The sequence below is a fragment of the Natronobacillus azotifigens genome (genome assembly GCF_026805325.1).
GTDB classification, from domain to species: domain Bacteria; phylum Bacillota; class Bacilli; order Bacillales; family Amphibacillaceae; genus Natronobacillus; species Natronobacillus azotifigens.
Genome location: NZ_JAPRAT010000004.1, coordinates 54313 through 66284, shown reverse-complemented (window position 1 = coordinate 66284; position 11972 = coordinate 54313). Strand labels below are relative to the sequence as shown.

8 protein-coding genes and 1 pseudogene are annotated in these 11972 nt (G+C 37.2%); 1 reads left to right on the top strand and 8 read right to left on the bottom strand.

What is annotated here, in order from left to right; genetic code table 11:
- Positions 1-31: 31 nt before the first annotated feature.
- The 3 genes and pseudogenes from walK to OWO01_RS03330 form a co-directional block, all read right to left on the bottom strand.
- Positions 32-1745, bottom strand: a pseudogene (walK, locus tag OWO01_RS03340) (cell wall metabolism sensor histidine kinase WalK); the annotation flags it as partial.
- Positions 1746-1802: 57 nt separating this feature from the next.
- A complete protein-coding gene (gene yycF, locus OWO01_RS03335; protein WP_268779010.1) occupies positions 1803-2507 on the bottom strand; it encodes a response regulator YycF in 705 nt (234 codons plus the stop codon).
- 347 nt (positions 2508-2854) lie between these two features.
- Entirely contained in the window at positions 2855-4288 is a 1434-nt protein-coding gene (locus tag OWO01_RS03330) for a peptidoglycan DD-metalloendopeptidase family protein (protein ID WP_268779009.1), read from the bottom strand.
- Between the two features lie 481 nt (positions 4289-4769).
- On the opposite strand from OWO01_RS03330, the gene OWO01_RS03325 reads away from it, so the two are divergent.
- Positions 4770-5228, top strand: a complete 459-nt coding sequence (locus tag OWO01_RS03325) for a GNAT family N-acetyltransferase (protein ID WP_268779008.1) — start codon at positions 4770-4772, stop codon at positions 5226-5228.
- 195 nt (positions 5229-5423) lie between these two features.
- Here the strand turns inward: OWO01_RS03325 and OWO01_RS03320 are convergent, their stop codons facing one another.
- The 5 genes from OWO01_RS03320 to OWO01_RS03300 all read right to left on the bottom strand — a co-directional run bounded on the left by OWO01_RS03320 (position 5424) and on the right by OWO01_RS03300 (position 11808).
- Positions 5424-6716 (bottom strand): adenylosuccinate synthase, encoded by a 1293-nt coding sequence (locus OWO01_RS03320; protein WP_268779007.1) that lies wholly within the window; start codon positions 6714-6716, stop codon positions 5424-5426.
- A 255-nt stretch (positions 6717-6971) separates the two neighbouring features.
- Entirely contained in the window at positions 6972-8339 is a 1368-nt protein-coding gene (dnaB, locus tag OWO01_RS03315) for a replicative DNA helicase (protein WP_268779006.1), read from the bottom strand.
- Positions 8340-8405: 66 nt separating this feature from the next.
- Complete coding sequence (rplI, locus tag OWO01_RS03310; RefSeq protein ID WP_268779005.1) at positions 8406-8852, bottom strand: 50S ribosomal protein L9; 447 nt, start codon at positions 8850-8852, stop codon at positions 8406-8408.
- Complete coding sequence (locus OWO01_RS03305; RefSeq protein ID WP_268779004.1) at positions 8849-10822, bottom strand: DHH family phosphoesterase; 1974 nt, start codon at positions 10820-10822, stop codon at positions 8849-8851. The genes rplI and OWO01_RS03305 overlap by 4 nt, the downstream gene beginning before the upstream one ends.
- A gap of 29 nt (positions 10823-10851) precedes the next feature.
- Positions 10852-11808: a YybS family protein gene (locus OWO01_RS03300; RefSeq protein ID WP_268779003.1), complete on the bottom strand. Its 957-nt coding sequence runs from the start codon at positions 11806-11808 to the stop codon at positions 10852-10854.
- Positions 11809-11972 lie beyond the last annotated feature (164 nt).

The window sequence follows — 11972 nt, the reverse complement described above, 5'->3', positions numbered from 1 at the left end:
AAAGTGAAGAAAACGGTTGTCCCTTTTCCTTCCATACTTTCAGCCCAAATTTGACCATGGTGTGCACGAATAATCTCTTTCGCAATCGCTAAACCTAATCCAGTTCCACCAAGTTGTCTAGACCGTGCATTGTCTGCCCGATAAAATCGTTCAAAGATCTTGTCCAGTTTTTCACGAGCGATCCCAGGTCCTTGATCAGATATACTAACTTTGATCCGATTTCTTTCTCTCATAATTCGAAAACGTATCGTACCTGGCTCTGGTGAATATTTCATAGCATTTGACATGATATTATCAATCACTTGAATAATTTTATCTTTATCCAGCCAAAGAAAAATACTGTCTCTTGGAATATAGCGATCAATCTTTATGGATTCTTGCTTGTTCATTTCAAAACGATCCAACACATGGTGGAAAAACGGAACCACATTGACACGTTCTTTTATCATCTCTTGTTCTTTATGATCCATTTTAGACAATTGCAATAAGTCGTTGACTAAGCGAATCATTCGCTCTGTCTCACTCTGGGTAACTTCTAGAAATTGTGGTGCAATTTCTTTGTTCTCCCAAGCCCCATCTGTCAACGCCTCTAAATAACTTCTCATCGTTGTCAGTGGCGTGCGTAATTCATGAGAAACATTCGAAACAAATTCACGACGCTCTTTCTCTACTTTTTCTTGCTCCGTAACATCACTAATTACAGTAATTAATCCAGAAAATTGTTCGTTTTCATCCTGAACAATCGAGAAATTTGCCTTAATTAAGAAGAACTGTTCGTCATCACTAAAATCGATCGTTATCGAACCAGAATCTTGCATATCCATTAAGTCCACGGAACGCTCTTCAATTTGGAGCACTTCAAAAATAGATCTTCCTTTTGCTTCTTCAAAGTTTTTACCGATCAAAGTAATTGCTGGATCATTCATCAACGTAATCTGACCATATTCGTTGGTAGCGATCACGCCATCTGACATATTCGATAGGACAGAACTTAATTTTCTGCGTTCTTCTTCTGTGGTATGGTTGGCTAGCTTTATTTTTTCATTCATATCATTAAATGTCATAGCTAATTGTCCAATTTCATCCGTTCCATAGACATTTACTTTTTGAGAAAAATCACCCTGTGACATAACTTGTGCTTGTTTCCGCATTTCTGTAATTGGTTTCGTAATTGCCCGAGCTACTAGAATTCCCACCATTGCTGAGACAAGGATTGCAAGTAAGGTCCCATTTAAAAAAATATTATTAATACTCGCTAGCTGAGCATATAGTTCTTCCATTGATGCTTCTAAATAAATCGCCCCGATTGGTTCTTCTTCCGGATCATGGATTGGAATGGTGCGAATTAACATGCGCTCTCCCGTATGTCCATCACGCATAATCATTCGTATCGATGAACCATACATGATCGCTGTTCGAACACTACTATCACCAGTTACTAATTTCCCGATATTTTCTTCTTGCGTATTGGAACCAACGATTCGGAACTGGCGATCAACTACCTGAAGGTTGGAATAGATATCACTCTGTCCATATAAAGAAACAATATTTTCAATATCCTCTTGTAGGGTAGGCATATCCCCATCTTCCGGTCGCTCTTGCATAAACGATTCTCGTAAATTATAGTTTAGTACACTAAGTCGCTCTTCGATATTTTCTTCGAAGCTTCCTTTCAAGTCATTTTCCAATCGTTGTGCGAAATATGCACCGATTACTTGAATGGCTAATAAAAGTAACAAGATCATAATAATAATGATTTTTAGTTGAATAGACTGAAAAAAACTAACTTTCTTCATCAGCAATTACTCCTGTTCAGGATTTCGCAAATAATAACCTACACCTCTTCTTGTAATGATCCAAAGCGGGGTGCTTGGTGTATCTTCAATTTTCTCCCGTAAGCGTCGAACCGTTACATCAACTGTACGAACATCCCCATAATAATCATAACCCCAAACGGTCTCTAACAAGTGTTCTCTTGTCATTACTTGTCCGATATGACGGGCTAAGTAGTGCAGTAATTCAAACTCTCGATGGGTTAACTCGACTTTCTTTCCTTCTTTTGTTACTGCGTAGGCGTCGGGATGAATAACAAGGGTACTAATTTGGATGTCTTTCGTAACTTTATCTTGGTCACCACTTGGCTGTTGCTGTCTACGTAAATTCGCTTTCACTCGTGCAATGACTTCTCTGTTACTAAAAGGCTTCGTAACATAGTCATCTGCTCCTAATTCTAATCCCAACACTTTATCTATTTCTGAATCTTTTGCTGTTAACATAATAATTGGCATGTTGTGTGTCTTTCTAATTTCTCGACAAACTTCATTACCATCCATAACGGGTAACATAATATCAAGCAACAACAAATCTGGATTCTCTTGCTTTGTTAGTTCAATTGCTTGTTCTCCATCATAGGCGCATACTACATCATAGCCTTCTTTTTCTAGATTAAACTTTAATATATCTGCAATCGGCTTCTCATCATCAACTACTAATATTTTTTGACTCATTGGTTAAGCCTCCTTATCATTGAGAAAAAATTTCTTCATTTCCTATTCTATCTCATTTCCTTGAAAAAGTCTTTTCCAGAAAGAAAAACTTCAATTTTGTGGAATCGTCCGTTTTTTCACTGACTAGTTTGTATTAGCATGTGGATGCTAATACGCTAACCTTAGCTCCAAAGAATACAGATAAACCCTTGCCACCATTTTATGACAAGGGTTTTCTTTTATACCAGAGCAACAGATGCTAGCACCCCGGATGATTCAAGGGCCTCTAGGTTATCCTTTAAGGCTAACAATCAGTGAAGAAATACCTAAAATCCATGCTGATTGAAGTTTCACTTTATGAAGATACATTATTGTAATACGCTCATTGGATCAATGGTTGAACCATTTCGGTATACTTCAAAGTGCAAATGAATACCAGTAGATCTACCTGTTGTTCCCATAATCCCGATTGTAGTTCCTTTAGGGACTGTTTGACCTACACTAACATCAATGGACTCGAGATGAGCATACACGGTTTTGTAACCATTGTTATGGTTAATTATTACCTTATTTCCATAGCCACCATTGTGCCATCCTGCATACTCAACCACTCCATTATCAGAGGCTATGATCGATCGATCAGACACACCTGCAATATCGATTCCGTCATGGTGGCTTCCCCATCTTGGTCCATAATGACTTGTAACTCGACCGCCAACTGCTGGCCATGCAAAATCACCTGTCCCTCTTGATGGAATAACTTTTGTGCCTCGTAACGTTATTTCATTCACTGCTTCTTTTACAATTTCTTCGTTTAACACTTCTCTATTTGTAACTTTACCATTCACTATTTCTAATTCATAATGAACTTCTTTTTTTCCATCTTGACCTGACTGTGTTACGCTTGATTCTCCACGAAACAGCTCATCTGTATCTTTCGTTTCCTTTTGATAAGAGATGGTCTGTTCTACAAGTTCTTCTTGTATCACGATGACATCCACAAATGGTGCATAATCAGTTACATTAATTTCTTGACCAAGTTGTAGTAGACTCTCTTCTGATAACGATGGATTTAATTCTATTAATGTCTCTACCGTTAAATTATAGTTTGCTGCTATTGATGATAACGTATTACCCTCAACAACTTCATGAATTTGATCTTCTAACGTTCCTTTATTTAATAGTTCAATACCTTCTTCGATCGATAATAGATCTTTTTCTGAAATTACTGCCTCTTCATATGTAACTTCTTCGGACAAGGTAACGTCTAATATAATAGAGCCATTGGTTGATAGTTTTTTTTCTTCTTGATCCCCATCAAGGATAGCTAGTGTTTCTTCATCAACGTATTGTGTTTTGTATTCATGAATTACTTGTTCAGCTTCTTCAAGCTCAGCAAAATAACCAACTATTTCATCACCGATTTGTATACCAGTAGCTGCAACTTGAATAATAATCTCTTCTTCTAGTTGATCTAAAACTAGATCGTTACTTGTATTGTGTTGAAATACACGTTCTGGTATATAGTGTATCTCTTGTTTTAATGCATAAGAATGTTCTCCATCTTCTTCTTTCTCCTCGATGGATTGTTCAATAAAGGTAGCGACTACTTCTTTGCTATCAACAGATCCAACATGGTGTTGATTTAGATATACATGATAAATTGTCTCCAACCGATTGTCGTTATCTTCCTCTGCATAAGTTTCTTGCAAGGTAAGTGTTACACCAATAATCATTATTAGTACTGCGACAATCCATAAAGAGCTGGGCTGCTTATTTTGATTTCTACTTTTTTTCACCATAATAGATAAATCCCCCTGATACGCTACGTTCATTAATCGTTCTAAATACCTATTGTAGGTTACCATAGGGAATGATAGTTTTTAAACCCCTTTTCTATCAATGTAACGAAACTGTATAATTGCTACCAGATGTTTTCCAATATACTGGCTTTTTCGTGGTTGTTTTCCTATTTTTATCAAACTATGTTACGGCCATATTTCATTTTTTGTTAACGTATTAATAGAATTTAATCTCTAATAGAAAGACTCTTCACTCTTTTTGTTGATAAGGAAACTAGATAGAAAGTAATGCTCTTTAATAGGATTAATTAGATGAAAGTTGATAATAAGTGTGAGATCTTCAAACTAGCAGAGCAACAGCAATGACGAGTATACGTAATGTCCTTACTACGCCAACCTATGATACACTTACGTTAGCTACGTGGAAGATTTAATAATAACGCAGTTCTATGTAAGTGATAATGGGCTAAAGGGGATTGAAATGGAAATTAGAAAACTTAACAAAGAGGAAAAACCTCCAATGGAATTGTTGCTATTGGCTGACCCTTCCCAACAAATTGTTGAAGATTATATCAACAGGGGTGATTGTTTCGTAGCCGAATGTAAACAGAAAATTGTTGGAGTTTATGTACTACTTCCAACAAGACCAGAGACAGTTGAACTAGTGAATGTGGCAGTCCTAGAAAAACAGCAGGGCAGAGGGATAGGGAAACAGTTGGTATTGAATGCAATTACGGTCGCTAAGGCAAAAGGCTACAAAAAAATTGAAATAGGTACTGGAAATTCAAGCATAGGACAACTGTCTCTTTATCAAAAATGTGGGTTTCGAATTATTGGTGTCGATATCGACTTTTTTGTTAAGCATTATCCAGGAAAGATTTTTGAAAATGGGATTCATTGCAGGGATATGATTCGTCTATCTCAAGACTTAGATCGGTGATAAAAAATGCAACGTGTACTAAACGGTGGCAAGTATTGTAGTGCTAACGAGAGGGTTAGGAAGACAAGCACGATAGATTCATCATCAAGCATCAAGAATTTTCATTGAAGATATTTATAAAAATGATAAGACATTAAGAAAGAGTACAACCTCTAAACATAATTGGAGGTTGTACTCTTTCTATTCGTACCTACATTAAACCAAACGATAAACGTTTCTTACTTCATTGGTTTGGTTTCGATCTGGTCCAACAGAGAAGATCGATAATGGTATTTGTGTTAATTGAGAAATACGTTCTAAATAGTGACGAGCATTTACCGGTAACTCATTCAAATTCTTCACACCTGTAATATCCTCATCCCAACCTGGTAATTCTTCATAAACAGGTTCACATTCTGCCAATACCTTTAGGCTTGCCGGAAATTCTTCCATGATCTCACCTTTATAACGATAAGCGACACATATTTTTAGCGTTTTAATACCTGTCAAAACATCAATAGAGTTTAGTGAAAGATCAGTAATTCCACTAACACGGCGGGCATGGCGGACAACGACACTATCGAACCAACCAACGCGACGAGGGCGTCCTGTTGTTGTGCCGTACTCATTTCCCACTTCACGAATGGTATCGCCAACCTCATCATGTAGTTCTGTCGGGAATGGGCCATCACCAACTCTTGTTGTATATGCTTTTGATACCCCAACCACGTGGTTAATTTTTGATGGACCTACACCTGAACCAATCGTTACTCCTCCAGCAATTGGGTTCGATGACGTAACAAACGGATAGGTTCCTTGATCGATATCAAGCATGACCCCCTGAGCCCCTTCAAATAACACACGACGACCTTGATCTAATGCATCATTTAGAACAACAGATGTATCGACAACATATTTTGCAATCTGTTGTCCATATTCATAATATTCCTCTAATATGTCGTCTACTTGAATTTCATTTACTTCATATACTTTCTTAAATAAACGATTTTTCTCTGCTAAATTTTGCGCTAGTTTTTCACGAAATGTTTCTTTATCTAACAAGTCAGCAATACGAATACCAACACGTGCAGCTTTATCCATATAAGCAGGACCAATACCTTTTTTGGTTGTACCAATTTTGTTGATTCCTTTTTCTTCTTCTTGTAGTAAATCCAATTTCAAGTGGTAAGGTAAAATCACATGTGCTCGATTGCTAATTTTCAAGTTATCTGTGCTTACATTTTTCTCATGTAAATAAGCTAATTCCTCAACAATTGCTTTCGGGTCAATAACCATTCCATTTCCTAGTACACTAATTTTATCCGAAAAAAATATCCCTGATGGTATCAAGTGTAACTTATAGGTAACCCCATCAAATTTAATCGTATGTCCCGCATTATTTCCACCTTGATAACGTGCAACTACTTCTGCATTTTGTGAGAGGAAGTCGGTAATTTTACCTTTTCCTTCATCTCCCCACTGTGTTCCTACTACTACTACTGATGACATATTCGGCACCTCCGCCAGTCTATATTACAATTATTTTTTCTATGATTTATTTTCCACTCATTCTACTTTATTGCCACAAATAGTTTACCAAGCTATAGGAGGAATGTCAATCAACTAACGAACATTACTAGTCGTTTACGCTGTATTTGTTCGACTTTTATTCCGTTTTCTAGCCTCGGCGACTTATAAATTCTTTTTTCTAAGCTATATAACAAAAAAAGCGCCTCATTCGAGACGCTTCTTCTGTATTATTCATTATGCAGGTGGAATATCTGCCTCTTGGTAACGATGATCGATATCTACGAACTTGTTGTATTCTTTTACAAATGCAAGTTCTACTGTTCCTACCGGGCCGTTACGTTGTTTCGCAATAATGATTTCAATAATATTTTGTTTTTCCGATTCTTTATCATAATAGTCATCTCGATACAAGAAGCCAACAATATCGGCATCCTGCTCAATACTTCCTGATTCCCGTAAATCGGACATCATCGGACGCTTGTCTTGTCTCTGTTCTACCCCACGAGATAGCTGTGATAGCGCAATGACAGGAATGTTTAACTCCCGTGCTAACCCTTTTAGGGAACGAGAAATTTCTGAAACCTCTTGTTGACGATTTTCTTTCGCACTTGCTCCACTTCCTGAAATCAATTGTAAGTAATCAATTAAAATCATACCTAAGCCATGCTCTTGCTTGAGGCGACGACACTTGGAGCGGATTTCATTGACCCGAATTCCTGGTGAATCATCAATAAAAATACCGGCATTGGATAAACTCCCCATTGCCATCGTTAGTTTTCCCCAATCGTCTGCCTCTAGGCTACCAGTACGTAGTCTTTGTGCATCAATATTTCCTTCCGCACATAGCATACGATTCACCAACTGATCAGCACCCATCTCCAAACTAAATATCGCGACATTTTCATCAGTTTTAATCGCTACGTTTTGCGCAATATTTAGCGCAAATGCAGTCTTTCCCACAGAAGGACGGGCTGCTACGATAATTAAATCGTTTCGCTGAAATCCTGATGTGATAGTATCCAAGTCTCGAAAGCCTGTTGGAATTCCTGTTACATCTGCACTGCTTTGATGTAATTTCTCTATATTATCATAAACATCAATCAATACGTCTTTAATATTTTTAAATGCTCCAGCATTTTTTCGATTTGAAACCTCTAAAATGTTTTTCTCCGCTTCACTTAAAACTTCTTCCACTTCGTCTTCTTTTGTGAAACTTTCTGTTACGATATCTGTTGCTGTTCGAATTAAACGTCTTAGTAATGCTTTCTCTTCCACAATTTTCGCATAATAATTAACATTTGCTGCGGTTGGCACGGCATTTGCTAAGTCACTTAAATAAGACACGCCACCAATTTCCTCTAGTAATTTTTCGTTAGATAAAGCGGTGGTTACCGTTACTAGATCAATAGGTTCACCACGATCTGATAATTGTTCCATTATTTTAAAAATACGCTGATGTCCAGCGCGGTAAAAATCAGTCGACAATAGAATTTCCGAGGCGGATGACATTGCATCTGGCTCTAAAAATATTGCGCCTAGAACTGCCTGTTCCGCTTCAATATTATGTGGTGGTGTGCGTTGTTCACTCCATGCTTCACTCATGTAACCCCGCTCCTCTCTCATAAAAATCACGGAATGGGAGGGAATAACCCCTCCCATTCGTTTCTCTTATTCTTCGATTACATGGACTTTGATGGTTCCCGTTACTTCAGGATGAAGTTTTACTGGGACATTTGTATAGCCTAGTGATCGGATTGGTTGATCCAATTCAATCTTACGTTTGTCCATTTTGATTTGGTGCTTTTTCTTTAACTCTTCTGCAATTTGTTTGCTGGTAATCGATCCAAATAATCGTCCACCTTCACCAGCTTTTGTTTTTACTTCCACTTCCATATTCGCGAGCTTTTCTTTCAATTGTTTTGCCTCTGTAACAATTTCTTGCTCTTGTTTTTGTTCTTTATTTTTTTGAGCTTCTAAGCCTTTCAAGTTTCCGGGAGTCGCTTCGATAGCTAAATTGTTTTTTAGTAGGTAATTGCGAGCATAGCCCTCGGAAACGTTCTTAACTTCTCCTTTTTTCCCTTTACCTTTTACGTCTTTTTGAAAAATCACTTTCATTCTTGTTCTCCTCCTTCAACAGTATGATCGATTATCTCTATTAATTGTTCATAAGCATCATTTATGGAAGCACCATCTAGCTGTGTAGCAGCATTGGTTAAGTGCCCACCACCGTTCATTTTTTCCATGATTAACTGGACGTTGATATCTCCTAAAGAGCGAGCGCTAATACCTACCCTCCCGTCCAATCTGTCAGAGATAACGAAAGATGCTTCAATTCCACTCATCATTAGCAAAGTATCCGCGGCTTGCGCGATCACAACTGCATGATATGTCTGGCCTGGAATTCCACGTGAAATTGCAATATTATCTTTGTAAATAATGGTGTTTTCAATTAATCGACTTCGTTTAATATAAACTTCTAAGTCTTCTTCGAGAAAACGTTGGACAAGAATCGTATCTGCTCCTTTTGATCGCAAATAGGATGCTGCGTCAAAGGTACGCGTCCCCGTTCTTAGAGTGAAGCTTTTCGTATCAACGATAATTCCTGCTAATAAAGCGGTCGATTCTAACCTACTTAATTTTAATGTGTTTGGTTGATATTCTAATAGTTCAGTCACTAACTCTGCGGTAGAAGATGCATATGGTTCCATATAAACAAGCGTCGGGTGTTCAATAAATTCTTCCGCTCGTCGATGATGATCGATCACAACTACGTACTCTGTTTTATTCAGTAGTTTTTCTTCGGCAACAAGGGACGGTTTATGTGTATCCACGACAACAAGTAACGTGTTTTTTGTCACCATTTCTTGTGCTTCTGCTGGGGAAATAAAATAATCCCATAAATCCGTTTCTTTTACCTCTTCCATTAACCGGTAAACACCTGTATCCATGTCGTTCTCATCCAAAACAACAAACGCTTCGACTTCATTTGCTTGAGCAACCTTTAAAATCCCAATGGCTGAACCAACCGCATCCATATCTGGCGCTTTATGTCCCATGACAATGACTTGCTCGCTTTGTTGAACTAGTTCTTTTAAGGCGTGTGAGATAACACGAGCTCTTACCCTCGTACGTTTCTCCATCGGATTAGTTTTCCCACCGTAAAATCTTACTTTTCCTTGATCATCTTTAATAACAACTTGGTCGCCACCTCGACCTAAAGCTAGATCTAAACTTGATTGCGCTAATTCACCAAGTGATGGTAGTGAAACACCACCGAGACCAATCCCGATACTTAACGTTAAAGGCACATTTTTATTATCTGATATAAGTTCTCTTACTTCATCTAATATTTCAAATTTCACTTTTTCTAGTTGATTCAAAATTTGCTGATTTAAAATGGCTAAAAATCGTTCTTGTGAAATTCGCTTTAAATAAATGCCCTTCTCATTTGACCAGTCATTTAAAATAGAGGTAACTTGTGAATTCACTTGGCTTTTTGCAGTATCATCCATAGCCTGTGTGATTTCTTCATAGTTATCAAGAAAAATAATCCCTAATACCGTTTGCTCATTATGATAGAGATTTTGAATTTCTGTTTGTTGTGTTCGATCAAAGAAATAGAGCAATCGCTCTTCTTTTTTGATTGTTACTTGAAAATTACAAGAACCAATACTTATTGAGACATTGTCTTCTTCTTTATTTATGGCTTTTACCAGTTTTTCCGATAATTCATCTAATGACTGACCAACAAACGTCTCTGCTTCAGCAAATTGATTCAAATAAGGATTTGTCCATTCAATCTGATAATTTTCACTATATAACACGATACCGATTGGCATCTCTAATAATGCCTCTTCCCCTACTTTTTTTACACGGTGAGAAAGGGTTGTAATATATTCCTCTCGTTCGTTAAGCAAATGCCTTTCTGAACGAATGCTATAATATAAAGAAAAACCGAGTACGATTGTCATAGCAATCCCAAGCATCCACTGAACATACCAAGTAAAACCTAACAGTAAGAAAGATAGACAATAGATGATTACGATGTGATTACTGAAATTTGGTTTTTGAAATAAACCTTTCATGTGAGTCAGCTCCTAAATATGCAAAGCCTTTATTTCCTATTCGTTAGCTTTTTTCTTATCATGAACCCTACGTCAATTATACCTAACATTCTCCCAAGATAAAGACCTACTGGGAGAATAATAATGCTAAAGATGATAATTAGGATAGGAACGATTTTCGGTTTATTTTTCATTTTGCAATAAAATACGATTAAAGAAAAACCTTGTAATGAAAATAACAAGCCTAAAAATGTGGATACATTGATAACGATGATTGCTGTCATTGTTTGTTCCCCAAAATTAAACCAACTAACAATAATAGTGATAAAGTAGAGCCAAAGAAGAATCTTCGGCAACAAAAAGGTATGAAACGGTGGAAAAGTTAAGTTTCTCTTTGATCGGCGATTGATTATTTGATAGCTAACCCATTGGGAGACAAAAGCAATTCCCATCGATAATACAAGGAATAGCGTGGGCAATAAATCAATAATTCCTAGCATTGAATTTTCCCACCTGGCTAATTCATTTTCTGTCAGTGGCATGCCGATCGATTCTAACATGAGTTGTGTCGATGCAAGCGACTCGCGAACCGTCTCTTGAAATTGTGTAATGAAACTAACCTCTGCTATGGTTTCTACAAGCAAAAACAATGCGACAAGCCCAATTGCCATACCTAATGTTCCTTGTGCCCATGTTTCATAAGGGTGACGCTGACGATAAATCGCCATTCCCATCATTATACCACTTAATAGAGATAAAAATATTAACGGCAACGAAATCAAGAAAATAAATACAGTAAAAAGTAGTGTTGTAATTGCAATCAACAGCCCAAATATTAAGGCTTTTTTTTGTCCATATCGTGACGTAAAAATCACAACTGGGACCGGTAATAATACGAATGTTACTAATTCAATTGCGGGTATAAATAAAGTTAGAGCGATTAAGATGAGATAAATAAGTCCCAATAATACGCCTTCCTTTATTTGATGTATATGATTTTGTTGCATAGGTTAAGCTCCTCTATTCCTTGCTTAGAAAAAGCACAGCTGGAGTGCTGTGCTTGATTCAACTGTTTTTCAGGAATTGTTCTTATGGTAACCACAATTATAGCGATATCTTTCGAAAATGACAAATCAAAACAGGCTTTGCTAATTGTCGGACTTTTTCGAAA